At 35.1% G+C, this 26,105-nt stretch carries 25 protein-coding genes, 1 tRNA gene and 1 riboswitch; of the genes, 25 read left to right on the top strand and 1 reads right to left on the bottom strand.

Translation table 11 applies throughout. The features are described from left to right. The first annotated feature begins 22 nt into the window (after positions 1 to 22). The 13 genes from EB239_RS05405 to EB239_RS05465 all read left to right on the top strand — a co-directional run bounded on the left by EB239_RS05405 (position 23) and on the right by EB239_RS05465 (position 10,746). The gene (locus tag EB239_RS05405) at positions 23 to 787 is read left to right on the top strand and encodes a methyl-accepting chemotaxis protein (RefSeq protein ID WP_318261446.1); all 765 of its coding nucleotides are present in this window, start codon (positions 23 to 25) and stop codon (positions 785 to 787) included. 122 nt (positions 788 to 909) lie between these two features. Next, on the top strand, positions 910 to 1,977 hold the full coding sequence (gene buk / locus EB239_RS05410) for a butyrate kinase (protein WP_003869347.1): 1,068 nt from the start codon (positions 910 to 912) through the stop codon (positions 1,975 to 1,977). 121 nt (positions 1,978 to 2,098) lie between these two features. Further along, positions 2,099 to 2,557, top strand: a complete 459-nt coding sequence (locus EB239_RS05415) for a hypothetical protein (protein ID WP_003869348.1) — start codon at positions 2,099 to 2,101, stop codon at positions 2,555 to 2,557. Positions 2,558 to 2,578: 21 nt separating this feature from the next. Next, the gene (locus EB239_RS05420; protein ID WP_003869349.1) at positions 2,579 to 3,289 is read left to right on the top strand and encodes a LytR/AlgR family response regulator transcription factor; all 711 of its coding nucleotides are present in this window, start codon (positions 2,579 to 2,581) and stop codon (positions 3,287 to 3,289) included. 19 nt (positions 3,290 to 3,308) lie between these two features. Further along, entirely contained in the window at positions 3,309 to 4,172 is an 864-nt protein-coding gene (locus EB239_RS05425; RefSeq protein ID WP_003866834.1) for a sensor histidine kinase, read from the top strand. Beyond that, complete coding sequence (locus tag EB239_RS05430; protein WP_003869350.1) at positions 4,165 to 4,749, top strand: accessory gene regulator B family protein; 585 nt, start codon at positions 4,165 to 4,167, stop codon at positions 4,747 to 4,749. Before EB239_RS05425 ends, EB239_RS05430 begins: the two co-directional genes overlap by 8 nt. 254 nt (positions 4,750 to 5,003) lie before the next feature. Then, positions 5,004 to 5,135, top strand: coding sequence for a cyclic lactone autoinducer peptide (locus EB239_RS05435; RefSeq protein ID WP_003866832.1), 132 nt, complete (start codon positions 5,004 to 5,006; stop codon positions 5,133 to 5,135). A 393-nt stretch (positions 5,136 to 5,528) separates the two neighbouring features. Then, positions 5,529 to 6,359, top strand: coding sequence for an Asp23/Gls24 family envelope stress response protein (locus EB239_RS05440; protein ID WP_003866831.1), 831 nt, complete (start codon positions 5,529 to 5,531; stop codon positions 6,357 to 6,359). 1 nt (position 6,360) lies between these two features. After that, positions 6,361 to 7,212, top strand: coding sequence for a sulfide/dihydroorotate dehydrogenase-like FAD/NAD-binding protein (locus EB239_RS05445; protein ID WP_003869351.1), 852 nt, complete (start codon positions 6,361 to 6,363; stop codon positions 7,210 to 7,212). Then, a complete protein-coding gene (gene gltA, locus EB239_RS05450) occupies positions 7,202 to 8,593 on the top strand; it encodes an NADPH-dependent glutamate synthase (protein WP_003869352.1) in 1,392 nt (463 codons plus the stop codon). The genes EB239_RS05445 and gltA overlap by 11 nt, the downstream gene beginning before the upstream one ends. A 138-nt stretch (positions 8,594 to 8,731) precedes the next feature. Beyond that, entirely contained in the window at positions 8,732 to 9,625 is an 894-nt protein-coding gene (locus EB239_RS05455) for a DNA-3-methyladenine glycosylase family protein (RefSeq protein WP_003869353.1), read from the top strand. Next, positions 9,626 to 10,321, top strand: coding sequence for a DUF554 domain-containing protein (locus tag EB239_RS05460; RefSeq protein WP_003869354.1), 696 nt, complete (start codon positions 9,626 to 9,628; stop codon positions 10,319 to 10,321). Between the two features lie 11 nt (positions 10,322 to 10,332). After that, positions 10,333 to 10,746, top strand: a complete 414-nt coding sequence (locus tag EB239_RS05465) for a HutP family protein (RefSeq protein ID WP_003869355.1) — start codon at positions 10,333 to 10,335, stop codon at positions 10,744 to 10,746. Between the two features lie 13 nt (positions 10,747 to 10,759). On the opposite strand, the gene EB239_RS05470 is transcribed toward EB239_RS05465, so the two are convergent. Then, positions 10,760 to 11,998, bottom strand: a complete 1,239-nt coding sequence (locus EB239_RS05470) for a S8 family peptidase (protein ID WP_003869356.1) — start codon at positions 11,996 to 11,998, stop codon at positions 10,760 to 10,762. Positions 11,999 to 12,304: 306 nt separating this feature from the next. Here EB239_RS05470 and EB239_RS05475 point away from each other — a divergent pair, with 306 nt between their 5' ends. The 12 genes from EB239_RS05475 (at position 12,305) to guaA (ending at position 26,069) form a co-directional block, all read left to right on the top strand. Then, complete coding sequence (locus EB239_RS05475; protein WP_003869358.1) at positions 12,305 to 12,490, top strand: hypothetical protein; 186 nt, start codon at positions 12,305 to 12,307, stop codon at positions 12,488 to 12,490. Positions 12,491 to 12,948: 458 nt separating this feature from the next. After that, positions 12,949 to 14,361, top strand: a complete 1,413-nt coding sequence (ltrA, locus tag EB239_RS05485; protein ID WP_129545103.1) for a group II intron reverse transcriptase/maturase — start codon at positions 12,949 to 12,951, stop codon at positions 14,359 to 14,361. Between the two features lie 112 nt (positions 14,362 to 14,473). Continuing rightward, a complete protein-coding gene (locus EB239_RS05490; RefSeq protein WP_003871626.1) occupies positions 14,474 to 14,668 on the top strand; it encodes a hypothetical protein in 195 nt (64 codons plus the stop codon). 166 nt (positions 14,669 to 14,834) lie between these two features. Further along, the gene (locus tag EB239_RS05495) at positions 14,835 to 15,389 is read left to right on the top strand and encodes an IS607 family transposase (RefSeq protein ID WP_318261462.1); all 555 of its coding nucleotides are present in this window, start codon (positions 14,835 to 14,837) and stop codon (positions 15,387 to 15,389) included. After that, the gene (locus tag EB239_RS05500) at positions 15,370 to 16,806 is read left to right on the top strand and encodes an IS200/IS605 family accessory protein TnpB-related protein (protein ID WP_042835519.1); all 1,437 of its coding nucleotides are present in this window, start codon (positions 15,370 to 15,372) and stop codon (positions 16,804 to 16,806) included. Before EB239_RS05495 ends, EB239_RS05500 begins: the two co-directional genes overlap by 20 nt. A gap of 341 nt (positions 16,807 to 17,147) precedes the next feature. Continuing rightward, complete coding sequence (locus EB239_RS05510; RefSeq protein WP_003870515.1) at positions 17,148 to 18,122, top strand: hypothetical protein; 975 nt, start codon at positions 17,148 to 17,150, stop codon at positions 18,120 to 18,122. A 235-nt stretch (positions 18,123 to 18,357) separates the two neighbouring features. Beyond that, positions 18,358 to 18,642: a co-chaperone GroES gene (groES, locus tag EB239_RS05515; protein ID WP_003870514.1), complete on the top strand. Its 285-nt coding sequence runs from the start codon at positions 18,358 to 18,360 to the stop codon at positions 18,640 to 18,642. Positions 18,643 to 18,656: 14 nt separating this feature from the next. Next, positions 18,657 to 20,282, top strand: a complete 1,626-nt coding sequence (gene groL / locus EB239_RS05520; RefSeq protein ID WP_003870513.1) for a chaperonin GroEL — start codon at positions 18,657 to 18,659, stop codon at positions 20,280 to 20,282. Between the two features lie 95 nt (positions 20,283 to 20,377). Beyond that, positions 20,378 to 20,454: transfer RNA gene (locus EB239_RS05525), tRNA-Arg, on the top strand. Positions 20,455 to 21,234: 780 nt separating this feature from the next. Then, the gene (gene ltrA, locus EB239_RS05535) at positions 21,235 to 22,647 is read left to right on the top strand and encodes a group II intron reverse transcriptase/maturase (RefSeq protein ID WP_129545104.1); all 1,413 of its coding nucleotides are present in this window, start codon (positions 21,235 to 21,237) and stop codon (positions 22,645 to 22,647) included. Positions 22,648 to 22,817: 170 nt separating this feature from the next. Next, positions 22,818 to 22,919, top strand: a riboswitch (purine riboswitch). Positions 22,920 to 23,060: 141 nt separating this feature from the next. Beyond that, on the top strand, positions 23,061 to 24,515 hold the full coding sequence (guaB, locus tag EB239_RS05540; protein WP_003870511.1) for an IMP dehydrogenase: 1,455 nt from the start codon (positions 23,061 to 23,063) through the stop codon (positions 24,513 to 24,515). 15 nt (positions 24,516 to 24,530) lie between these two features. Next, positions 24,531 to 26,069 (top strand): glutamine-hydrolyzing GMP synthase, encoded by a 1,539-nt coding sequence (guaA, locus tag EB239_RS05545; RefSeq protein WP_003870510.1) that lies wholly within the window; start codon positions 24,531 to 24,533, stop codon positions 26,067 to 26,069. The last annotated feature ends 36 nt before the right edge of the window (positions 26,070 to 26,105 follow it).

Genomic DNA, 26,105 nt, shown 5'->3' on the forward strand with positions numbered 1-26,105 from the left:
AATAGCACCTTTTATTAATATAATGACAACAGAGGATCTAGGTATATCAATATGTGATGTTAATGAATGCGTATTATATTTACCTGGTAAAAAAATTAATCATAACATAAAGGTAGGAGATCCTTTAAAAGAGGGTACCGCTATATATGAAGCAATAAAAAGTGGAAAACGTATTGTTAGAAGAGTAGGAAGCGAAGTGTATGGTTTTCCATATATTGCTATAGCATTTCCGCTGATAGAAAACGGTGTAATAACAGGAGGAGTAAGTATATTTCAATCGACAGCAAAACAGGATGAGATAGCAAATATAACTGAAAAAGTGTTTGCTTCATTGCAGCAGATTCACTCTATGATACAAGAGATATTTTCAATTTCAAAAAATGTATCTGAAATAAGCGATGAAGCCTCAAAGCTTGCAGAATATGCAAAAAATAATGCTCAATCTACTGACGAGCTTATAGACTTTATTAAACATATCTCTTCAGAAACAAATTTATTGGGCTTAAATGCGGCAATAGAAGCTGCGAGAGTTGGTGAGAGTGGCAAAGGGTTTACAATAGTTGCAAATGAAATAAGGAAATTATCCATGTCAACCAAAGACTCTGTAGAATCGATAAACAATGTACTTATAAAACTTAAAGAAATAAGTTACAAAATTGATAAAAATATGAAAGAAATAAAGAATACAAATATGAATCTATATAAACTTATAGAAAATGCGAATAGTGAACTTGAAGAAATAAACAAAATGTTTGAGGAACTTTACAATAAAACGCGACTTTATTAAATAAGACAATAATGAATGAATACTTGGAAGCAAAAATATTGTAGCTTAAGTTCCTGCGGTTTTTGCTTCCAAGTATGGTTTTAGATTAAGCTTTCATCATTTAAAAGGGGAGATTTAATATTATGTATAAAATTTTAGTAATAAACCCTGGTTCAACATCAACTAAACTTGCAGTTTATGAAGGTGAAAATGAGGTATTTAATGATACAATAAGACATTCAAGCAAAGAGTTAAGTAAATACAACAATATTATTGAACAACTGGATTTTAGGGTAGACTGTATACTTAATACGCTTTTAGTTAACAATTTTTTATTATCTGAATTTGATGCTGTAGTCGGCAGAGGAGGTTTGATTAAACCTGTTGAAAGTGGTACTTATATTGTAAATGATATTATGATAAATGACTTAAAAAATGGTATCCAAGGAGAACATGCCTCAAATCTGGGAGGAATAATTGCTCGTTTGATAGCAGATAAATATGGTATTCTGGCTTTTATAGTGGATCCAGTTGTGGTTGATGAGCTTGAAGATGTGGCGAGAATTACTGGTATTCCAGAAATAAAAAGAAAAAGTAGATTCCATGCCTTAAATCAAAAAGCAGTAGCAAGGCGCCTTTCAAAGGATATTAGTAAGGAGTATGAAAAAGCAAATCTCATAATAGCGCATCTTGGAGGAGGCATATCGGTAGGTGCACATAAAAAGGGAAGGATTGTAGATGTTAACGATGCTATAAATGGGGATGGACCTTTTTCACCTGAGAGAGCTGGGGGACTTCCTGCCCTTGATGTTGCAAACTTATGCTTTAGTGGCAAATACGGTTATGAAGAGATAAAAAAGATGATAAATGGAAAAGGAGGGATGACAGCTCTTCTTGGTACAAATGATGTCAGAGAAGTATTAAAAAGAATAAATAACGGAAATAAATATGCTAAACTGGTATTTGAAGCAATGGCATATAGAGTTGCAAAAGAGATTGGTAGTATGGCGGCTGTTCTTAAAGGACACGTAGATGCGATAGGAATTACTGGAGGTATTGCATATAGTGAGGAATTTGTAACACTTATAAAAGACAGAGTAAATTTTATAGCACCTATTTATGTATATCCGGGAGAAGAGGAAATGCTAGCTTTAGCTCAAGGGGCTTTGAGAGTTTTAAACGGTGAAGAAAAGGCAAAAGAATATGTATAAAATGAAAACTGATAAGAGGCTTATGTTGGTCCTCTTGTCAGTTTTTTAATTTTAATTGACATCATAATTAATAAAAATTACAATTATATTTGAGATTATGTAAAGTAGAAAGGCGAGAAAAATGGATAAGTTGACGATTTGGGAAGTATTTTTGTTTTCAGTGCCAGAGGCAGCAGTTATAATAAGTATTGCTTTTGGTTTAGGGGGAGTAAAGTTTAAGCCAAAAGAGATTTTGTATATAAGCTTACTTACTGGAATCATATTGTACTTTATAAGGCCATTGGTCAGTAGTTATATTGTAAATGTTATACTTTATATCGGGGTATTAATGATTTTGTTTTTGGTATTTAAAGTTATGGACTTTTTTAAAGGTATGATGAGCGTTATTTTATCCGTCTCCATTTATTTAATAATAGAATATCTAAATGTTACGGCAATTCAATTTTTATTTGATATAGATCCTGTAATTTTATTGAAGAACTATGTCTTACGATTTGAGTGTTTTTTACCCCAATTATTAATAGCAATTTTGGTTTCTTTTGCTATACGCAAATATAAACTTTATCTATTTACAGAGTAATGTATTGGGAGATGAATTTATATGTTAAGAATAGTCATTGCAGAAGACGATATAAATTTTAAAAAAGAACTCATAAAAATTCTTTTAACAATGGAAGGTGTAAGTGTTGAATATTCTACGGGAGACGGCAATGACGCATTAGAAGCATTAATTAAAATTAAACCAGACGTTGCCATTTTAGATATAGGATTACCAGGAATATCGGGCATTGAGGTGGCGAAAAAGATTAGAGAATACATGCCTTTTTTGGAAATAATTTTTATTACTTCTTTTGAGGAATACATAAAAGATGCTGTAAAGCTTTATGCTTCTGATTATATTGAGAAACCCCTTGATGAGAAGAGGCTGAGAGAAACTTTAGATAGGATAAAGAAAAAACTTTTGGAAGTAGAAAATGTTATCCCTTTTAAGACGGAAGATGGAGTAAAGCTTATCAATCCAAAAGAAATTTATTGTGTTCAAGCCAGTAAAAAAAGGAGCATAGTTTATACCCAAAAAGAAAAATTTATATGTGATTACTCTTTAAAAGAAATAGAGGAATTGTTAGATGGTAGCATGTTTTTTAGAACAAATCGGTCTTTTTTAGTGAACCTCTTTAAAGTTGAGCTGTTGAAAGATAACAATAGGACTTCCTTTGAGATACGTTTTAAAGGTTCAAATTATAAGGCTTATCTCTCTAAAGAATTGTATGAAGAATTTAGGAGGAGAGTAAAAGCTATTTACAAATCATAGTTAGATTGGAAGAGGTTTTATGTTTAAGGATAGTTACAAAAATGCGATGATGATTTATGTAGTGCAAATGGTATTGATAGTAATACTAGTAAACAACAATTTTATGAAAAGTCTTGATGTATTTCAGCCAAAAAATCAAGAGTTGTTTAGGATTTTCATAGGAATTTTAATTTTTATATTGAATGGGTTTTCTATTTTTGTGTTAAGAGAGCTGTATGCTAAAAATAAAGAAGAACGTCAATTTTTGATAAATAGTATTAGATTTAAATACATAGAAGAGCAAAATCGCATCTATAGGCAAAATCACCATGATATTAAAAATCACTTGATAATTATTTCTGAATTAGTCAAGGAAAAAAGATATAGTGAACTGGAGAATTATTTGTCTTCATATATGGAAGAAATTGATAAAAATTTAGTGACGATAAACACAGGTGTAAATGAAATTGATATATTGCTTTATTCGAAAATAAGTAATGCTAAGAGTAAAGATATTGAAGTGGATTTTAAATGTGATACACAAATCCAGTGCAGCAAAAAACACGTGCTTAATTTAGTTTCGGTTTTAGGAAATTTAATAGACAATGCAATAGAGGCTTGTGATGAAATGGAAAAAGATAAATACATAATTATAGAGATGAAAGAAGACCCAATAGATTACATATTTCACATAAAGAATAGATATAATTTTCAAACAAATGTAAAACCATCCATCTTTTTTGAAGAAGGGTTTTCTACAAAAGAGGGTAGAGGCAGAGGAGAAGGATTGTATATTGTCAGAAATATAGTAGAAAAGTATAGCGGTGAAATAGAAGTACAAACCGATGGAGGTTATTTTGACGTTATTGTAGAAATTCCCAAATTTTCTTTGGAGGGTGATTAAAATTAATATCGAAAAGTTAGCTGAGAGGTTAACACAAAGACTGTTTAAAACGCAAAATTTAACGGATATTGAAATGGCAAAAATACAATATGGTATAAGCTTAATTTTAGGGGTAATAATTGAATTTACTTTAGTTTATGCTATTTCTTTAATATTGGGGTTTGGCTTTTACACTGTAGTAATAATGCTTTCTGCTCTTTTTTTGAGAATAAATACAGGAGGAGCTCATTGTTCAACCTATAATAGATGTGTAACTTTTACGGCAGTTTATTTCATACCTTTTGCTGCTTTAGCAAAATTTGTAGATATACATTTTCCTTTAGAATTTAAAGTTTTTACAAGCCTATTGTTATATTTTATAGTTTTAGCGATAGTGAAGGATAATAAATTTTACAGGGTTATAATTCTGAGTTTAGTTGGTATAAATATTTTTTTATTTTTCGCCAATTCAATAGTCTATATTAAAATATTGTTTTTAGTATCTATAGGTTTTACACTACAAGCTGTTATGAGGACTACATTAGGAGAAACTATAGTAAAAATTGCAGATACGTTGTTTAAAAAAGCAGGGATATAAAAAAATTTTTTTATTTTTTTCAGCCTTTTTATGTAAATCTAAGCAAAGAATATATTTTTATACAAAAAATTAATGGTTTTTAAAGGAATAGATTGTATTTATTACATAAAAAAATGGGATTTTGCGTAAATATTTGGATATATTTAGGTGAAAAATGCATTTTCGTTCCCAAAAATGACACTTTCGTTCCGAAATCCACACAAAGCGTTTTAAATGTTGTATAATTAGATAAAGATGAGTGGGAGGTGAAGTGAATGAAAAAAATTAACCCACTATCACTATTAGGAACGCTGCTTACATTTATAGGCACATTGGGACTTGTAACTTCTGCTTGCATCGGCTGGTTTTATAAGCCGCAAGTTCCTGATGTTTTGTTGAAAAAGTAATACATCTCAAAGATCTTTTCTACCCTTCCCTCGTGGGTTTCAACATTTTCCTGAGTTTTTACATAGATTTAAATTGATTTTGTGCCGAGTTTTCGGCACTTTTTATTTTAGTATTTTAAGAAATTATTGGTATAATTTTTGCTTAAATAATAGAATTGATGAAAGAGATTTAAGGGGATAGTCTTGACTTTAAAATAGTAAGAAAGTTATAATAAGCTTTGTAGGGGTATAGGATAGGGGGGTATATATTGCTAATTTTTTCGATAACATGTTGAAGCAATACTATTTTTTTTGTGATTGAAAAATTTATATAAAACCGTATAATTAATATTGTAAAACAATTCAAAAGATTATTGGTTGGTTTTTATATTGCATTTTTAGGGGGTTACTCTGTTGAAGGTTTATTCTTTAGTTGGAGAAAGTGGGACGGGTAAAAGCCATCATGCTTCTTTTATTGCTGGCAAGTATGGCATTAGGTATATCATTGATGATGGAATTTTAATAAAAGGTAATAACATTATTGCTGGGGTTTCTGCTAAAAAAGAGGCTACAAAAATTGGAGCGATAAAAAGAGCATTATTTACAGATCCTACGCATGTAGAGGAAGTAAAAAAAGCTATTGAAGAAGCGAAACCGGATAAAATCCTTATAATAGGCACTTCTGATAAAATGGTGGATGCTATAGCTGAAAAGTTAGGGCTTCCGCCAGTGAGTGTAAGGATATATATTGAAGATGTAGTCCCACCTAAACAGATTGAAATAGCCCGTGAAAAACGCTTGTTAGAAGGAAAACATGTTATCCCTGTTCCAACTTTCGAAGTTAAAAAGCAGTTCTCAGGCTATTTTTTAGACCCTCTCAGGATTTTTAGGAGGAATAACAAAGGGTATTTTGAAAAAACCATTGTAAGGCCTAATTATAGTTATTTAGGTAAATATACCATTTCTGAAAGCGTTATAAATTCAATAGTGGCTCATGAACTTATTTTATTTAATGAAGTTTACAAAGTTAATAAAGTTTTGACAGAAAAAAGGCCTGAAGGTATAATTTTAAAAGTAGACGTTACAATGAGGTATGGGTACAAAATTATCCCTGTATTAAAAGAAGCTATGAAAAATATAAAAAAACAATTGGAGTATATGACGGCCATAAATGTCCTGCAAATGGACATTTATGTAAAAAATTTGTATATAGAAAAAACAAATATTAGAGAAAAGGGTGTGTGATATGTACAAAATCGTGAGAAAAGAGGTATTAAATCCTGTAGTCAAACTCATGGATATTGAAGTGCCAAGAGTTGCAAAGAGTGCAAAGCCTGGCCAGTTTGTCATTATTAGAATTTATGATAAAGGGGAAAGAATTCCTCTTACTATTGCAGATTATGACCCGGAAAAGGGAACAGTTACAATTGTATTTCAAGAGGTTGGTAAATCGACGAAGCTATTGGGTACTCTCAATGAAGGAGATTATATTTTAGATTTTGTGGGGCCTTTGGGTAATACGATGGAAGTTCCCAAAGATGCAAAAAAGATATTAGGTGTTGGCGGTGGTGTAGGTATACCTGCTCTTTATCCAAAATTAAAAATGTTACATCAAGAAGGTTATAAAGTAGAGGCAATTTTAGGTGGACGAAGTGAGGAATATGTAATTTTCAAAAAAGAAATGGAAGCTGTGTGTGATAAAGTACATTATGCTACAGATGACGGTACTCTTGGCAAAAAAGGATTTGTCACGGATGTTTTAAAAGAGGTTTTAGAAAATGACAAAGAAGTAGATTATGTGATTACTGTAGGACCTGTTATAATGATGAAGAATGTTTGCAAAATGACTAAAGAATACAATATACCAACTATAGTAAGTATGAACCCATTGATGGTAGATGGGACAGGTATGTGTGGCGCTTGTAGGATTGAAGTTGGAGGAGAGACAAAGTTTGTATGTATGGATGGGCCGATTTTTGATGGACACCTTGTGAATTTTGATTTGGCAATGACAAGGCTCAATATGTTTAAAAAGCAAGAAAAAGTGTCATTAGAATTGTATGAACAACATCATGGAGGTGATCACCATGGCCGTTAAAGATAGAGTGCCTATGAAAGAACAGGATCCAAAAGAGAGAAGGAAAAATTTTAATGAAGTAGCGTTAGGATATACTGAAGAGGAGGCAATTGCTGAAGCTTCAAGGTGTATACAATGTCCTAAACCTACTTGTGTGGCCGGGTGTCCCGTCCATGTGAGAATACCAGAGTTTATAAAAGCAATTACGAAAAGAGAATTTGAAGAGGCTTATAAAATAATAAAGAGTACAAATAGTTTACCTGCCGTCTGTGGCAGAGTATGTCCGCAGGAAGAACAGTGTGAAAAGAATTGCGTATTAAATAAAATTGGCAAACCTATTGCTATTGGAAGATTAGAGAGATTTGTAGCTGATTATGCCCTTCAAAATAATATTGAAGAAGAAGTAAAGCCTGAGAAGAAAAATAAAAAAGTGGCTATAATAGGTGGAGGACCTGCAGGACTTACTTGTGCAGGAGACCTTCTAAAAATGGGCTATGATGTTACAATTTTTGAGGCTTTGCATGCTTTGGGTGGAGTTTTGACCTATGGGATTCCCGAATTTAGATTACCCAAGAGAATTGTGGAAGCAGAAATAGAAAGATTAAAGAAATTAGGTGCAAAAGTTGAGACTAACGTGGTTGTGGGAAGGACAGTTACGATTGACCAATTAATGGAGGAAGAAGGCTTTGAAGCAGTATTTGTTGGCACAGGTGCTGGACTTCCTAAGTTAATGGATATTCCGGGCAAGAATTTGAATGGTGTTTATTCTGCCAATGAATTTTTGACAAGAATAAATCTTATGAAAGCATATAAATTTCCTGAATATGATACTCCTATTGTAGTAGGTAAGAGAGTAGCTGTAATAGGTGGAGGAAATGTTGCAATGGATGCCGCACGTTCTGCTCTAAGGCTTGATGGTGTGGAAGAAGTAACTGTAGTATACAGGCGTTCAAAAGAGGAGATGCCAGCAAGGGCGGAGGAGATAGAGCATGCTATTGAAGAAGGTATAAAATTTGAGTTTTTAGCTAACCCAATAAGGATAAATGGGACAGAAGATGGATGGGTAAAAAGTATGGATGTAATAAGAATGGAATTAGGTGAGCCTGATAGCTCAGGAAGAAGGAGACCTATTGAAATACCTGGCTCTGAGTTTACAATAGAAGTAGATACAGTGATTATGGCTTTAGGAACAAGCCCTAATAATTTGATTCCTTCCACTACAAAAGATATCGAGATTCAAAAATGGGGCGGCATAATTGCCGATGAAACCGGTAAAACCTCAAAACCGGGTGTGTTTGCTGGTGGCGATGCGGTGACTGGTGCTGCAACTGTAATACTTGCAATGGGTGCAGGCAAACAAGCAGCTAAAGCTATAGATGAATATTTGAGAAATAAAAAATAAAGACAAAAATTATGACTTGTATTAATAAAAAAGCCGGTTTCGGCTTTTTTTTGTACAGAAAAAATTATATAATAATAATTAACAGGATAGAGAAATATGATAGTTAGTAAGTAAATAAACTCAATGTGGGTGAGGAAGATGAAATATAGTGTGGAAGAAAAGGGGACAAAGGTAATTGTAAGGGGGATTGAAGATTTTAACCTTAAAGAGACTTTTGAGTGTGGGCAGTGTTTTAGATGGAATGAGGAAGAGGATGGAAGCTATACAGGAGTTGCTTACGATAGAGTGATAAACGTGAAATTGGAAGGAGACGTGTTGATAATTGACAATACAGATTTAAATGACTTTTATGACATTTGGTTTGACTATTTTGATTTAGGAAGAGATTACAAGCAAATAAAAGAAAATCTTTCAAAGGATCCTATATTAAAAGAAGCAATTCAATATGGGCAAGGTATAAGGATTTTGCGCCAAGATACTTGGGAAACTCTTATTTCATTTATAATCTCTCAAAATAACAGAATACCACAGATAAAGAAAGTAATAGAAAATCTTGCTAGTTCTTTTGGAAATCCAATTGAGTATAAAGGCAGAGTATATTATACTTTTCCCAAAGCAGAAGAATTAGTTATGTTTGATGTTGAGACGATTGCCCAAACAAAATGTGGCTTTAGAGCGAAATATATACTTGATGCTGCTTCCAAAGTTTTTTCCGGAGAAATAGACCTGTTAAAGTTGTTTGAATACAGTACTAATGAGATAAGAGATATTCTTATGAGTATAAATGGGGTAGGTCCAAAAGTTGCAGATTGTGTTATTTTGTATTCTATAGGCAGATACGATACTTTTCCTACAGATGTATGGATAAAAAGAATTGTTGAGTATCTGTATTTAAAAAGAGAAGGGACCCCTTTGGAGATTCAACTGTTTGCAATAGATAAATTTGGAGATTTGTCTGGATTTGCTCAACAGTATTTATTTTACTATGGCAGGGAGATGGGGAAAAAAATCTTTAACGAAAGGAAGAAATAAATGTTAGGAACTGTTGTAAATTCAATTGCAATAATTGTGGGTGGTACTATTGGCACTCTTCTCAAAGTAGGAATTCCGGAAAGGTTTAAAAATATAGTCATGCAGGGTGTCGCCTTAAGTGTGATGATAATAGGGATTTCCAGTGGCCTTCAGTTTAATAATTTGATGGTAGTAATTGTAAGTCTTGTGATAGGCGGTGTTATAGGAGAGGCTTTAGACATTGAAGGGTATCTTAATAAGTTAGGGGATGTGTTGCAAAAAAAATTAAGTAAAGATAACAGTTCTACAATAAGTAAAGGATTTGTAACAGCTAGTTTAGTTTATTGCATCGGTGCAATGGCGATTGTTGGTTCTTTGAAAGATGGACTTTCAGGAGACCATAGTATATTATTTGCTAAATCTGTGCTAGATGGCATTTCCTCAATAATTTTTGCTTCTACTTTTGGAATAGGTGTTGTTTTTTCAGCTATTTCGGTATTTTTGTATCAAGGTTCTATTTCATTAGGTGCATCTTTTTTGCAAGGGCTTTTGACAAAACCAGTGATTGACGACATGACAGCTGTAGGAGGAGTATTGATATTTGCGATTTCTTTGAATATGTTGGAGATTAAGAATATAAAAGTGGGGAATTTGTTGCCAGCTATTTTTATACCTATTTTTTATCAGATTTTACTAAACATGATAAAAGGATTTTAGGCGGTGTGAATATGAAGCCAATGAAAAGCATTGATGTGGCAAGAATTGCAATAAAAATGGCTATGTGTACAAGGGAAGAGGAAGAAATACTAAAAAACAAATATTGGCAACAAGGAGTAAAAGTTGCAGCTGTTGACTATGGTGGAGAATACGTAAATTCTATATCTAAAATTATTGAAAGAGCGGTAGTAGCGGCTAAAAGAGAAGGAATTATAGAAGACACACACGCTGCAGAAGGAGCTGTAGCAGGAGCTGCGCATGAAGCTGTCATGCAGGTTATGAATAAGGCTATGGGACTTAATGTTGGAGGGAAAATAGGTATTGCTTATGCGGATGAACACTTATGCGTTTGTGTGTTTTTTGCAGTAGGTATGCTTAATTTAAACGAAGTGGCAATTGGACTAGGACATAGGTCATTAAAATGAGGGGGCTAGCCCCTCATGCTTTTTTTAAAGCTTCTTCTATATTTATCATTCCACTTCCTTGTGTCCATAATCCTGCATCGTCAATTTTTACTGCTGTCGATTTTAAAATATTTTTTATTTGTACATTAGTCAAATTAGGATTTTTTTCAAGGAGTAGTGCTGCTGCACCTGCTACGATTGGAGTTGCCATAGAAGTTCCTGTAGCGCTTCTGTAGGCCTTATTTATCATTATTTCATCTGCTCCAAAAGGTACATTTCCTGAAGCAGTTGAGATTATTTTTACTCCTGGAGCTACTACGTCTGGTTTGTATAGATAAGGTGAGCCTCTTCCAGAAAATTGAGCTATTTCATCATCGCTTATATCAGAAGTTCTTTTGTCATCCACTGCTCCCACTGTTATTGCATTTTTACTGGTACCCGGAGAAGTTATTGTATTGTAATTAGGTCCGGAATTTCCTGCTGCAACAGTTACTATTAATCCATTTCTCCAAAGAGTATCTACTCCTCTTACCAAAGGATCTAAGAAAGTAGGGAGAGAGGGCGTTTCTCCTATTGATAGGGAAACTATTCGTATATTGTATTTGTCTTTATTGTCTAAAACCCATTGCATCCCCGCTAATATGTCAGAGGACAAGCCTCTACCATAAGCATCTAATACTTTTACTGCTACTATATTAGCTTCAGGGGCTACTCCTTTGTATTTTCCATTAGAAGTGTATCCATTTCCTGCTGCATCTCCAGCTACGTGAGTGCCGTGGCCGTTGTCGTCATAAGGCTGTTTTTTTCCGTTTACTACATCGTGAAATGCCACTATGCGATTTTTTGGTTTGGTAAAATCAGGATGAGGATATATTCCTGTATCTAAAAAGGCAATTGTTACTCCTTTTCCTGTATAGCCTAAATCGTTGACTTTTCGAGAGGCAATTTCTTGTGTAGCGATGTTAAGCTGAAGCTTCACAGTTGAATCTTCTGCTATGAAATGAACTCCTTTTAGTGCTGCAAAATTTTTTAATTTGTCACAGGGCAAATTCACTGACCAAGCTTTTATAATCGGCAGTTCAAATTTTATGCTGCCACCTAATTTTTCAACTCTTTTTTTTAAGACCTCATAAGGAAGGTGGGAATATAAAATCACTGGAACACATTCGCTTCTCAAGTACATAGCTTTATATAAAAGTCTTTTGTCAATTTTGTTTGTTACATAAATTTCTTTTGCGATTTTTGAAAAAGCAAATATAGGAATTAAATTCATTAGCTTACCTCCTTTCATGCTATTAACACAATATGTGAAATATAAAAATTTGTTAGTGGAAATTTAAAAAGTGTCACCATATGAAGTTATGTCATATTATGTAGTAGGTCTGAAAAGACCTCCATATAAAAAGGTTGAAGCTTGAAAGGAGGAAAATATTTATGCCAGTAGATAAAAGCGGAGCAGGATTTGGGTGGTTTTGGATTATAATCATAATACTTTTAATCCTCTTGTTTGTTCCAGGTTTCATTGTTGAAGAACCAAAGGCTTGATTAGGTGTTAAAAATTGCTTAAAGGGGGATCAATATGGCAGGAACAAGTTCAGTTTTTGGCGAAAGCAATTTGTTGTTTTTCTTCTTGATACTTGTATTAGCGCTTGGTGGAGGCTGGCTTAATGTAACATGGTCTTTAGAGACATTGCTGTTCTTTTTCATACTCCTTGTAATAATAATGGATGGCGGATTAGGCTGGTTTTTCAATGAACTCAAGTAATTTTAAAGGGCTCTATCCTGCGATAGAGCCCTGTTTACGTGCGCCCGGCATGGGCGATAACTAGGCGGTGAAAGTCCGCTGTGGGCTTGGTAGTGGGAACCACTAGCCAAGAGCAAGGGTGTCCATCGTGAGGTGGAATCTGAAGGAAGCTTAAGGCAAAATCTCGGTCTGATGAACAAGAACCAGATAAGAGGCTGAATTGGGATGGATGAGTTTGCGTAACAAAACGAAGTCCAACACTACCCGAATCCCATACAGTAAATCTGGCAGATATATGAGATGAAAGTTATCGTTCTTACCCGGGGAGGTCTCAAGGATAAGTCATGGAAGTAAAATCTGAAGTGACAACCCATGCAGTGATGTATGGCTGAACCTTGAGAAGTCAGCAGAGGTCATAGTACTTATCTAGACATGAATAGATAAGGAAGGACCGAACGTTAGGAGGTTTTGGAAATCTTATGGACTCGAAAGATATGCAGAGACTGCAGACAACTCAACAAAGAGGCTATCCGTTGAATAGAGAAATGGAATTTCAAAAGACAACGGAAGTGCATAGTATATCATCGGCGTCGGAAGATGGAAGAAACGAAGTACAAAGATATACCAGCAAGATGCTTGAAATGATAGTAGAACGAGGAAACATGAGAGCAGCATACAAGCGCGTTGTTGCAAATAAAGGAAGCCATGGAGTCGATGGGATGGAAGTAGATGAACTTCTACCGTATCTCAAAGAAAACTGGCCAACCATAAAACAACAACTGCTGGAGGGGAAATACAAACCACAACCAGTGCGAAGAGTAGAAATTCCCAAACCAGATGGAGGAGTAAGACTACTAGGAATACCTACAGTACTAGACAGACTAATACAACAAGCAATAGCCCAAATACTGAATAAAGTCTACAACCATACATTTTCTGATAGCAGTTATGGATTCAGACCAGGACGCAGTGCAAAAGACGCAATAAAAGCCGCAGAAGCATACATAAATGAAGGATACACATGGGTTGTAGATATGGACTTAGAAAAGTTCTTTGACAGAGTAAACCACGACATAATAATGTCCAAACTAGAAAAGCGGATAGGAGATAAAAGGGTACTAAAGTTAATACGAAGATACCTAGAATCAGGAGTAATGATAAACGGAATCAAAGTATCAACAGAAGAAGGGACACCCCAAGGAGGACCATTAAGTCCCCTATTAGCAAACATAATGTTGGACGAACTAGACAAAGAACTTGAGAAACGAGGGCATAAATTCTGCCGATATGCAGATGACTGCAACATATATGTAAAAAGCAGGTCTGCAGGAGACAGAGTAATGAAGAGCATAAAGAAATTCATAGAAAGCAAATTAAAACTAAAAGTCAACGAAGCAAAAAGTGCTGTAGATAGACCATGGAGAAGAAAATTTCTTGGATTTTCATTCTATACAAAAGAAAACGAAGTAAGAATAAGAATCCATGAAAAATCCATCAAAAGGTTTAAGGAAAAAGTAAGAGAAATAACCAATCGGAACAAGGGAATAAGCATGGAAAACAGAATAAAAAGACTAAATCAAATAACAACAGGATGGGTCAACTATTTTGGATTAGCAGACGCGAAAAGCATAATGAAAACCCTTGACGAATGGATAAGGCGAAGACTAAGGGCATGTATATGGAAACAATGGAAGAAGATAAAAACGAAGCATGATAACTTAGTAAAACTAGGAGTAGAAGAACAAAAAGCCTGGGAATACGCCAATACAAGGAAAGGCTACTGGAGAATATCCAATAGCCCAATCCTAAATAAGACTCTTACAAATAAATACTTTGAAAGCATAGGTTATAAGAGTTTATCCCAAAGATATCTAATTGTACACAATTCCTAATGAACCGCCGTATACCGAACGGTACGTACGGTGGTGTGAGAGGACGCTGAATAAAATAATTATTCAGCTCCTACTCGATTTAAAAAATTTGATGCGTGTGGAGTGATAATATATGTCTTTTTCTGGAGATACACTGCTCTTCTTTTTTGTAATTTTAACTTTGCTGTTGGATGTAAGATTTGAGCTTGAAAGTCTACTATTTTTCTTTTTAATACTTGTAATTTTGCAGGAAGAAAAACCGCGAAAAAAAGCAAAACGATTTTTGTGGTCATTAACAGGCATTAATTTTGGTAACACAAATTCTTAAAATTACGTATTATATATTAGCTAAATATGAAAAGCTTTATTTTACTACCATTTACCTATTTGAAGGGAGGTCAAAACAGTTAAAATTGGTAGTAAAAAATGATATAATTTCAATTAGGTGATGACAAATGTTATTAACTATAAAAAAGGTTAAATAGCTATATGATATAAGCAGAATTACATTAATAAACTGGGAAAAGGAAGGATTAATAACCCCAGTTAGAACAGCAAAAGGAAGAAGAAGGTACAAAAAAGAAGATATAGAGAAGTTATTAGGCATGCTGGAAGAAAAACCAAAACCTAAAGTAGTTTTGTATGCAAGAGTGTCCACAAAGAAACAAGAAGAATATCTTAAGAATCAAATTAGAAGGCTTGAAGAATACGCTAATTCCCAAGGATGGCAGTATGAAGTCATATCCGAAATAGCAAGTGGAGTAAATGAAAATAGAAGAGGCTTATTAAAGCTTTTGAACAAGATAAAAAGAGGAGAAGTTGAAAAAGTTGTAATAGAATATCCTGATAGACTAACGAGATTTGGCTTTGAATATCTCAAATTTTTCATGGAAAGCTTTGGGGTGGAGCTTATAGTTTTAAATGGGAAAGAAAACGAAGAAGATATAAATAAAGAGCTAGCAGAGGACTTAATAGCAATAGTAACATCTTTTGCAGCAAGAATTTACGGACAAAGGGATGGCAAAAGACATGATAGTAATACAGGCTAAACTCATTTTTCTAAACCAACAGGACAAACAAATAGTATTAGACTTAATGAGAAGATGGTCTTCTTGTATGAGATTTGCATACAAAAGGCTTCTAGAAGGTTATGATAGAAAAACATTAAAAAGAGAGCTTCAAGGGATTTTTAACTTAAACTCAAGATACGTAGATGATGCAATAATGAAAGCAAGAAGCACATTAGAATCCTCTAAAGAATTAGGGAATAATCCAAAGAAAGTAATTTTTGGAGGGAAAGATTTATTTAAAAAACTTCAAAAGCGCCATATAAATGGGAAAGAATATCAAAAACTAAAAACAAAGTGGCAAGAAAGAAGAAAAGGAAACCTTTATTCAAGAGGAGATAAAAGCAAAAAAGGAAATCTCAACACAAGAATAGAAGTAAAAGAAAATGGCACTTTCTTAAGGATAAATGTAGGAGAAAGAAAATATGTATATGCGAAAATACAAGCAGGCTACAAAAAGAATAAGAGAAGAGAAGAACTCCTACAGGAAATCGTCGAATCAAACATACCTTACTCTGTAGAATTAAAACTTAAAAACGGCAATATATACGCCTATTTTGCTATTGAAGAAGAATATCCAGAAATAAAAATAACAAAAGAAAAAGGAGTCATAGGAATAGATGTAAATGCATATCCGGACAACATATCATGGGCAGAAACAGATGAAAAAGGGAATCTAATAAGCTATAGGAATATGCCAATGACAGAGCTTGCAAGTGGCAGTAAAGACAAAAGAGAATATTTCAGATGGCAGTATGCTCATGAGATAGTAAAAATAGCAAAAGAAAAAGGAAAAGCAATTGTAATTGAGGGATTAGACATAAAAAACAAAGGTAAAAGAGGAGACTTTTCAGGGAGAAAATCAAGAAGAATAAGACATAACTTTAGCTATAAATCACTTCTTTCAAAAATAAAAGCACTAGCAAAAAGAGAAGGGATAGAAGTAATAGAAGTCAATCCTTCTTACACCTCAATAATAGGGATGTTAAAATATGCACCGCAGTATATGATAACAAAAGATATAGCAGCAGCCTATGTAATAGCAAGAAGAGGATTGAGTAAAGAAGAAAAAATACCAGGCAATTATATAAAGTTTCTCAATGCATTGACTCTAGATGAACTGGAAGAATTAAAAGAACATGTAAAGAAAACAGTCAAAAACATACATTTAAAGAAAAAACATTTAAAAGAGATAAACAAAGCAATAAAACTCATACAAAGCCTTGAGAGTGAGCCAGGAAGGGTGCTAAGACCTCTGGATGGAACAAGTTTTGGTACCTATGATTTCTGGCGAGTTCTCAAGGCAGCGGTGGTGACTCCACTCTCTCCTGAGAAAGTACCAAGAGACTTCTCTGCCCTGAGGGAATTATTAATCCAGGGCAAGTGGGGAGACCCGTAAGGGCGTGAGTTCCTGCTTCTTGGGGCAGGGGCTATGGCTTTCCCAAATACCGCCTGCTGGGGCTGGGAAAGCCTGAAAGGCGGACTACAAATACCCCAGCTATCTAAACTGTACATTTTTGTACAGTTTGGGTAACCAGGTAGTATTTATGCCAGAAGAAAAAGGAGCAGGTTTTGTTGCAGGATGGTTTTGGATTTTCATAATAATAATTTTAATACTTCTATTTGTTCCAGGAATAATTATTTGGGAAAAAAATTAGACAAAAAATAGGGGTGGTCTATAATAATAGACTAGCCCCTTACATATATTTAGTAAGAGATTAAAAATAGGGGGAATTTGTTTTGCAAAAGGAGATTTTATTAAAAATACTTGCTGTAGAACTTTTGATAGTAGCATTTGTGAGATTTCAGGTAATGGGTATAGAAAAGGAAAGAGAAAAAGAAGAAGTTACAGAAGAAGATAAAGATGAATTATCTTCACCGCAGGAAAATAAAAAAACTTCAATAGATGTGTACGAAGTGATAACAAAGGGAAAAGATTTTGTAGGTAGCATAAAGCCTTATCTAAACAAGAGAGACCAATATTATGTAGATATTTTCTCTAAAATAGCCGAAATAATTGAAATACAAAAAAAATTGATGAGCCTTTCAGAAGAAGAAATTGAAGTGGCAGAAAAAATAGAAGTAGATAAAATAGGAATTTTGAAAGCGATAAAACCCTACATAACGGAAGATAAAAAAATTGTGATAGATAAGTTTTTAAAATTTCATGAAGCGTTGAAGAATTTGCAAGAAAAAATGGAGAAATATTCAAAAGAAGAAGATAAAGACAATATTTTCGACAAAATAATTGATATTTATGAGGCCCTAAGGCCTATAATTCCTGAAGAAAAGTTAGAAGAAACTGATAAGCTGGCAAAGAATATAAAATTGTTGGAAGTATTAAACAAAGCAGAGGGTATTATGAACAGCATGAAAGAGGAGAAAAAACAATTACAATCTTCTACTAGGAGTATGGAGGAAGAAGAGCAAAAAGCAGAAGAAAATAAAGAGGAAATAGAAAGAATAGAAGATAAAGGGGAAATATCGAAAATAGAGGAAGGAGATAAAATTTTAGATACCAATAAAAAAGAAACAGAGGAACAATTAGAGAAAGAAGAAAACAATTCATTACCTCAAGGATTATCTGACCAGCAGGTAGCAATTATAGACAATCTAAAATCTATGTTGACAAAGGAACAGCAGCAGTATATGTATAATATGATTAATTATCTTAAACAACAAGGATTAGTTAAATCTGAAGGTAAAGGGGAATAAATATTTTCCCTGTATTTTTTTATTTTTAAATACAAAATACAGAAACATAGTCTAAATCGATAAATAATGGCATAAAATCATAATATTTGGGCAAAATCATAAATAATCAGATTATATGGCCTAAAATTGGCTATAATAAGGTTTGATATGTTTTACCACTTAAATTAATATAGAGATTGGGATTAGCACTCACATAAGTTGAGTGCTAACAAATGAAGGAGGAGGGATAAAGAGTATGAGATTAAAACCGCTCGGAGACAGAGTTGTGGTCAAAGTAATCCAGGCAGAAGAAGTTACAAAAGGTGGAGTCATTCTACCTGGTACAGCAAAAGAAAAACCACAACAAGGTGAAGTAGTTGCAGTAGGAACAGGGGAATACATAGACGGCAAAAAGGTAGAATTAGAAGTTAAAGTCGGTGATAGAGTAATCTTCTCCAAGTATGCTGGGACAGAAGTTAAATTAGATGGTGAAGAATATTTACTTTTAAGAGAAAGCGATATTCTAGCAATTATCGAATAAGGAGGTAGTTAAAAATGGCAAAACAAATCAAATATGGTGAAGAAGCTCGTAGAGCATTAGAAAGAGGAGTTAATGCAGTTGCGGATACTGTAAAAGTTACACTAGGACCAAGAGGTCGTAATGTGGTACTTGACAAAAAGTATGGTTCCCCAACAGTAACAAATGACGGTGTTACAATTGCGAGAGAAATTGAATTAGAAGACCCATTTGAAAATCAAGGGGCTCAGCTTTTGAAAGAAGCAGCTACAAAAACTAATGATATTGCTGGTGACGGTACAACAACTGCAACACTTTTAGCACAAGCAATGGTTCGTGAAGGGCTTAAAAACCTCGCTGCAGGAGCTAACCCAATGCTTTTAAGAAGAGGCATTGCAAAAGCTGTTGATGCTGCAGTTGAGGGATTAAAGAGGATATCTAAACCTATAGATAATAAAGAGTCAATTGCTCACGTTGCCTCTATATCAGCAGCTGATGAAGAGATAGGAAAGCTCATTGCAGAAGCAATGGACAAAGTAGGAAAAGATGGAGTTATAACTGTTGAAGAATCAAAAACATTAGGTACAACTCTTGAAGTTGTTGAAGGAATGCAATTTGACAGAGGATATATCTCCCCTTATATGGTGACAGATGCTGAAAAAATGGAGGCAGTATTAGAAGAGCCTGTTATTCTTATAACAGATAAAAAAATCTCAAATATTCAAGATTTGTTACCACTCTTAGAACAAATAGTACAGCAGGGCAAGAAGCTTCTCATTATTGCTGATGACGTAGAAGGAGAAGCATTGGCAACATTAATTGTTAACAAATTAAGAGGTACATTTACATGTGTAGCTGTAAAAGCTCCTGGTTTTGGTGACAGAAGAAAAGAAATGTTACAAGATATAGCAATACTCACAGGCGGTCAAGTAATTTCCGAAGAATTAGGTTATGACTTGAAAGATGTAAGATTAGATATGCTTGGCCGTGCAAGACAAGTAAAAGTTACGAAAGAATATACAACAATTGTAGGTGGCGCAGGTGATCCATCAGAAATTAAGAAGAGAGTAAATCAAATAAAAGCTCAGATTGAAGAAACGACATCAGACTATGACAGAGAGAAATTACAAGAAAGACTTGCAAAATTGGCTGGTGGTGTAGCTGTAATTCAAGCTGGTGCTGCAACTGAGACAGAACTCAAAGAAAAGAAACACAGAATTGAAGACGCATTAGCAGCTACAAAAGCAGCAGTAGAAGAGGGTATAGTACCTGGTGGCGGTATTGCCCTTCTCAATGTAATAGAAGATGTACAAAAAGTAGTTGACTCCTTAGAGGGCGATTTCAAGACGGGTGCTAAGATAGTATTAAGAGCATTAGAAGAGCCTGTAAGACAAATTGCAACAAATGCTGGTGTTGACGGTTCTGTAATAGTAGAAAAAATAAAAGCTGCTAAAGATCCAAACTTCGGATATGATGCTTACAAGGAAGAATTCACAGACATGTTCAAAGCAGGTATTGTGGACCCAACAAAAGTTACAAGGACAGCTTTACAAAATGCTGCGTCAATTGCTTCAATGATACTCACAACAGAGGCAATTGTAGTAGACATACCAGAGAAGAATACAGGAATGCCAAATCCCGGAGCAGGAATGGATATGATGTAATCAAAAAAGGCTGAGTTGAGGCTCAGCCTTTTTTAAGCTTTTTAAACTTGACACTTTTGCGATTGTCTGATAAAATACTTTTGTAATAATATTAAGCGCCCGTAGCTCAGCAGGATAGAGCAGCAGTTTCCTAAACTGCGTGCCGGAGGTTCGAGTCCTCTCGGGCGCACCATTACCATAGAAATTAGTAATATCAAGGATTCTAACTATCTTATAGTTAGAATCCTTCAGCTTGTTGACAAAGTTAAAAAATATTCAAAGGAGATATTTTGCATCGTCGCTCCGATGTTCCAAAGCGACAAAACTAAAGCTCGACCTTCGGGCTCCGGCAGGGTACCGGGCACAATCGGCCTCCTTGCCTCAGGTGCCCGCCTTCGCCATCCATGGCTTCGGCCCTGCCTCCACCCTCGGTCTTGCTAAGTTTTGTTACCGCTTTGTAACAAGTCGCTCCTTATGCAAAATATCTCCTTTACGAAAGTTTGTCTACAGTCTGAAGGATTCTAACTATCTTATAGTTAGAATCCTTTTTTACGTGCGCCCGGCATGGGCGATAACTAGGCGGTGAAAGTCCGCTGTGGGCTTGGTAGTGGGAACCACTAGCCAAGAGCAAGGGTGTCCATCGTGAGGTGGAATCTGAAGGAAGCTTAAGGCAAAATCTCGGTCTGATGAACAAGAACCAGATAAGAGGCTGAATTGGGGTGGATGAGTTTGCGTAACAAAACGAAGTCCAACACTACCCGAACCCCATACAGTAAATCTGGCAGATATATGAGATGAAAGTTATCGTTCTTACCCGGGGAGGTCTCAAGGATAAGTCATGGAAGTAAAATCTGAAGTGACAACCCATGCAGTGATGTATGGCTGAACCTTGAGAAGTCAGCAGAGGTCATAGTACTTATCTAGACATGAATAGATAAGGAAGGACCGAACGTTAGGAGGTTTTGAAAATCTTATGGACTCGAAAGATATGCAGAGACTGCAGACAACTCAACAAAGAGGCTATCCGTTGAATAGAGAAATGGAATTTCAAAAGACAACGGAAGTGCATAGTATATCATCGGCGTCGGAAGATGGAAGAAACGAGGTACAAAGATATACCGGCAAGATGCTTGAAATGATAGTAGAACGAGGGAACATGGAAGCAGCATACAAGCGCGTTGTTGCAAATAAAGGAAGCCATGGAGTCGATGGGATGGAAGTAGATGAACTTCTACCGTATCTCAAAGAAAACTGGCCAACCATAAAACAACAACTGCTGGAGGGGAAATACAAACCACAACCAGTGCGAAGAGTAGAAATTCCCAAACCAGATGGAGGAGTAAGACTCCTAGGAATACCTACAGTACTAGACAGACTAATACAACAAGCAATAGCCCAAATACTAAATAGAGTCTACAACCATACATTTTCTGATAGCAGTTATGGATTCAGACCAGGACGCAGTGCAAAAGACGCAATAAAAGCCGCAGAAGCATACATAAATGAAGGATACACATGGGTTGTAGATATGGACTTAGAAAAGTTCTTTGACAGAGTAAACCACGACATAATAATGTCCAAACTAGAAAAGCGGATAGGAGATAAAAGGGTACTAAAGTTAATACGAAGATACCTAGAATCAGGAGTAATGATAAACGGAATCAAAATATCAACAGAAGAAGGGACACCCCAAGGAGGGCCATTAAGTCCCCTATTAGCAAACATAATGTTGGACGAACTAGACAAAGAACTTGAGAAACGAGGGCATAAATTCTGCCGATATGCAGATGACTGCAACATATATGTAAAAAGCAGGTCTGCAGGAAACAGAGTAATGAAGAGCATAAAGAAATTCATAGAAAGCAAATTAAAACTAAAAGTCAACGAAGCAAAAAGTGCTGTAGATAGACCATGGAGAAGAAAATTTCTTGGATTTTCATTCTATACAAAAGAAAACGAAGTAAGAATAAGAATCCATGAAAAATCCATCAAAAGGTTTAAGGAAAAAGTAAGAGAAATAACCAATCGGAACAAGGGAATAAGCATGGAAAACAGAATAAAAAGACTAAATCAAATAACAACAGGATGGGTCAACTATTTTGGATTAGCAGACGCGAAAAGCATAATGAAAACCCTTGACGAATGGATAAGGCGAAGACTAAGGGCATGTATATGGAAACAATGGAAGAAGATAAAAACGAAGCATGATAACTTAGTAAAACTAGGAGTAGAAGAACAAAAAGCCTGGGAATACGCCAATACAAGGAAAGGCTACTGGAGAATATCCAATAGCCCAATCCTAAATAAGACTCTTACAAATAAATACTTTGAAAGCATAGGTTATAAGAGTTTATCCCAAAGATATCTAATTGTACACAATTCCTAATGAACCGCCGTATACCGAACGGTACGTACGGTGGTGTGAGAGGACGCTGAATAAAATAATTATTCAGCTCCTACTCGATTTTATATGAAAAGTTAGTTTTTTGCTGTTTTTGTGCTGTTGACAGAGACATGTAAATTTGATATATTGAATAATAAATTATTTAGACAAATTAATAACTTTTTAAGAAAGTCCATATAATCCTGTGGATATGGCACGGGAGTTTCTACAAAGCAGCCGTAAACTGCTTTACTATGGGCGGAATTTGCCATTTGTTTTGGCCTGAGGAAATTCTGCCCTCAGGCCTTTAATTTATTCAAGTGTATAAACTGTAAAGTTTTGAAGTAATCTAATTATTTAGCAAAGATTTTATTTGCTAAGTGTGTTATAATAATACTAAAAGGGAGATGTAATCTATGGAGGAAAAGTTTGTTAAAGAAGGATTAACTTTTGATGATGTTCTTTTAATTCCTGCAAAATCTGAAGTCCTTCCTAAGGATGTAGATTTAAAAACAAAACTTACCAAGAAAATCACTTTAAATATTCCCTTAATGAGTGCAGGTATGGATACGGTTACAGAATCCAAACTTGCTATAGCTATAGCAAGGGAAGGCGGCATAGGAGTAATTCACAAAAACATGCCTATTGAAAGACAAGCATTAGAGGTTGACAAAGTTAAAAGGTCAGAGCATGGGGTAATAACAGATCCTTTCTATCTTTCTCCTGATCATACCATAAGAGAAGCTGCAGAACTCATGGCAAGGTATAGAATATCGGGAGTACCTATCACTGTGGATTCAAAACTTGTAGGAATAATAACTAATCGTGATATAAGATTTGAAGATGATTTGGATAAACCTATAAGAGAAGTTATGACAAAAGACAATTTGGTAACTGCTCCTCCTGGAACCACTTTAGAGGAAGCAAGACAGATACTAAAAAAACATAAAATAGAAAAATTGCCTTTAGTGGATGAAAACAACGTTTTAAAAGGACTCATAACTATAAAGGACATAGAAAAGGCAATAGAATTTCCTAATGCTGCAAAAGATGGCAAGGGAAGACTTTTAGTGGCTGCTGCTGTCGGTGTTGGAAAAGACATGATGGACAGAGTTAAAGCATTAGTAGAAGCGGGAGTAGATGCTATCGTAATAGACACAGCTCACGGCCATTCTAAGGGAGTTTTAGAGGCTGTCTCTAAGATAAAAGAGAAATACCCAGATTTACAACTAATAGCAGGGAATGTAGCTACGGCTGAGGCTACAAGAGATTTAATTGAAAGAGGGGCTGACTGCGTAAAAGTTGGCATTGGACCAGGGTCAATTTGCACTACGAGAGTGATCGCTGGAGTAGGAGTTCCCCAAATTACTGCTATTTATGATTGTGCTCAAGAAGCGGACAAGTATGGAATACCTATAATAGCAGATGGGGGAATAAAGTATTCAGGAGACATTGTAAAAGCCATTGCAGCAGGGGCTTCTGTGGTTATGCTGGGGAGTCTTTTTGCTGGAACGGAGGAAAGCCCTGGGGAAATTGAAATATATCAAGGTAGAAGTTATAAGGTATATAGAGGTATGGGTTCCTTAGGAGCAATGAAAGAGGGAAGTTCCGATAGGTATTTCCAAGAAGATGTTACTAAATTTGTACCAGAAGGAGTAGAAGGAAGGGTGCCCTATAAAGGGCCTTTAAAAGAAACAGTTTATCAATTGGTTGGCGGTTTGAGAGCAGGAATGGGATATTGTGGTGTTCACAATATTGAAGAATTGAGGACTAAAACAAAATTTGTGAAAATAACACAGGCGGGATTAACTGAAAGTCATCCTCATGATATAATTATTACAAAAGAAGCTCCTAATTATAATTTGAGATAAAAGAGGAGGATTTTAATGGGGATTAAACGTGAAGTAGTGCTTATTTTAGATTTTGGAGGGCAGTATACCCAATTAATTGCCAGAAGAATAAGAGAAGCAAATGTCTTTTGTGAAATTGTTCCTTACAATATTTCTCCAGAGGAAATACGAAAAAAAGAGCCAAAGGGAATTGTGCTTTCTGGAGGGCCAGCCAGTGTCTACGTACAAAATGCTCCTAAGTGTGATAAAGAAATTTTTGAATTGGGCTATCCTGTATTAGGGATATGTTATGGCGCACAGCTTATGACAGAGCTTTTAGGTGGAAAAGTGGCTCCAGCCCCTGTAAAGGAATATGGCAAGACAGAAATTGTATTAAACAATACTATTCCTTTGTTTAAAGGCATAGAAAGAGACACTATTGTTTGGATGAGCCATACTGATCAAATAGAACTTCCTCCTCCAGATTTTAAGGTAGTAGCTTCTACTGACAATTGCCCTATCGCAGCGATTGCGAATGTAGAGAAGAAGTTGTATGCGGTTCAATTCCACCCTGAAGTTTCACACACTCATAGAGGGACAGAGATTATAAGAAATTTCCTCTTTGAAGTATGTGATTGCGCGGCAGATTGGACAATGGATTCTTTGATTGAGCAGACAGTAAAGGAAATAAAAGCGAAAGTGGGAAAACACAAAGCTGTATGTGCTCTGTCTGGTGGTGTAGATTCTTCAGTTGCTGCTGTTTTAGTAGACAGAGCCATTCACGACCAATTGGTGTGCATTTTTGTTGATACAGGGCTTTTAAGGAAAAATGAAGGAGATATGGTTATTGAAACCTTTAGAAAAAATTATGACATGAACATCATCCGGGTAGATGCAAGGGATAGATTTTTGTCCCGCCTTAAAGGAGTTACGGATTCAGAAGAAAAGAGAAAAATTATTGGTAATGTTTTTATAGAAGTTTTTAAAGAAGAGGCCTTAAAGATAGGAGATGTGAAATTTTTGGTGCAAGGTACTTTGTATCCTGATGTAATAGAAAGTGGCAATGGCGTGTCTTCTACTATTAAAAGTCACCACAATGTTGGAGGTTTGCCTGAAGATATAGGTTTTGAACTTATTGAACCTTTGAGGATGCTTTTTAAAGATGAAGTAAGGCAAGTAGGAAAAGAATTAGGAATCCCTGAGGAGATATTATATAGGCAGCCTTTCCCTGGACCAGGCCTTGCAGTCAGAATTCTTGGAGAAGTTACAGAAGAAAAGTTAGAAATTTTGAGACAAGCTGACAGCATAGTTTTAAGGGAAATGAAAAAGTTTGGCTGGTACAATAAAGTATGGCAATCTTTTGCGATTTTGCCTGGCATAAAAAGTGTTGGAGTTATGGGGGATGAAAGGACTTACGCCTATGCGATAATTTTGAGGGTAGTAGATAGCTACGACGGGATGACGGCGGATTGGACAAAGCTCCCTTATGAAATTTTGGAGAGCATATCTACAAGCATTACTAATGAAGTGCCAGGAGTAAACAGAGTGCTTTACGATATTACTTCGAAACCACCAGCTACCATAGAGTGGGAATAAAAATCCGAACATTAATTTAATTTTTTATAAAAAAAT

Origin of the sequence: Thermoanaerobacter ethanolicus JW 200, from assembly GCF_003722315.1 — a bacterium.
In the GTDB taxonomy this organism is placed as follows: domain Bacteria; phylum Bacillota; class Thermoanaerobacteria; order Thermoanaerobacterales; family Thermoanaerobacteraceae; genus Thermoanaerobacter; species Thermoanaerobacter ethanolicus.

Bases quoted from the DNA above. Each gene is read 5' to 3' on its own strand.
- EB239_RS05405 (WP_318261446.1), top strand. From the start codon at position 23: ATGACAACAGAGGATCTAGGTATATCAATATGTGATGTTAATGAATGC.
- buk (WP_003869347.1), top strand. From the start codon at position 910: ATGTATAAAATTTTAGTAATAAACCCTGGTTCAACATCAACTAAACTT.
- EB239_RS05415 (WP_003869348.1), top strand. From the start codon at position 2,099: ATGGATAAGTTGACGATTTGGGAAGTATTTTTGTTTTCAGTGCCAGAG.
- EB239_RS05420 (WP_003869349.1), top strand. From the start codon at position 2,579: ATGTTAAGAATAGTCATTGCAGAAGACGATATAAATTTTAAAAAAGAA.
- EB239_RS05425 (WP_003866834.1), top strand. From the start codon at position 3,309: ATGTTTAAGGATAGTTACAAAAATGCGATGATGATTTATGTAGTGCAA.
- EB239_RS05435 (WP_003866832.1), top strand. From the start codon at position 5,004: ATGAAAAAAATTAACCCACTATCACTATTAGGAACGCTGCTTACATTT.
- EB239_RS05445 (WP_003869351.1), top strand. From the start codon at position 6,361: ATGTACAAAATCGTGAGAAAAGAGGTATTAAATCCTGTAGTCAAACTC.
- gltA (WP_003869352.1), top strand. From the start codon at position 7,202: ATGGCCGTTAAAGATAGAGTGCCTATGAAAGAACAGGATCCAAAAGAG.
- EB239_RS05455 (WP_003869353.1), top strand. From the start codon at position 8,732: ATGAAATATAGTGTGGAAGAAAAGGGGACAAAGGTAATTGTAAGGGGG.
- EB239_RS05460 (WP_003869354.1), top strand. From the start codon at position 9,626: ATGTTAGGAACTGTTGTAAATTCAATTGCAATAATTGTGGGTGGTACT.
- EB239_RS05465 (WP_003869355.1), top strand. From the start codon at position 10,333: ATGAAGCCAATGAAAAGCATTGATGTGGCAAGAATTGCAATAAAAATG.
- EB239_RS05470 (WP_003869356.1), bottom strand. From the start codon at position 11,998: ATGAATTTAATTCCTATATTTGCTTTTTCAAAAATCGCAAAAGAAATT.
- EB239_RS05475 (WP_003869358.1), top strand. From the start codon at position 12,305: ATGGCAGGAACAAGTTCAGTTTTTGGCGAAAGCAATTTGTTGTTTTTC.
- ltrA (WP_129545103.1), top strand. From the start codon at position 12,949: ATGGACTCGAAAGATATGCAGAGACTGCAGACAACTCAACAAAGAGGC.
- EB239_RS05490 (WP_003871626.1), top strand. From the start codon at position 14,474: ATGTCTTTTTCTGGAGATACACTGCTCTTCTTTTTTGTAATTTTAACT.
- EB239_RS05500 (WP_042835519.1), top strand. From the start codon at position 15,370: ATGATAGTAATACAGGCTAAACTCATTTTTCTAAACCAACAGGACAAA.
- groES (WP_003870514.1), top strand. From the start codon at position 18,358: ATGAGATTAAAACCGCTCGGAGACAGAGTTGTGGTCAAAGTAATCCAG.
- groL (WP_003870513.1), top strand. From the start codon at position 18,657: ATGGCAAAACAAATCAAATATGGTGAAGAAGCTCGTAGAGCATTAGAA.
- ltrA (WP_129545104.1), top strand. From the start codon at position 21,235: ATGGACTCGAAAGATATGCAGAGACTGCAGACAACTCAACAAAGAGGC.
- guaB (WP_003870511.1), top strand. From the start codon at position 23,061: ATGGAGGAAAAGTTTGTTAAAGAAGGATTAACTTTTGATGATGTTCTT.
- guaA (WP_003870510.1), top strand. From the start codon at position 24,531: ATGGGGATTAAACGTGAAGTAGTGCTTATTTTAGATTTTGGAGGGCAG.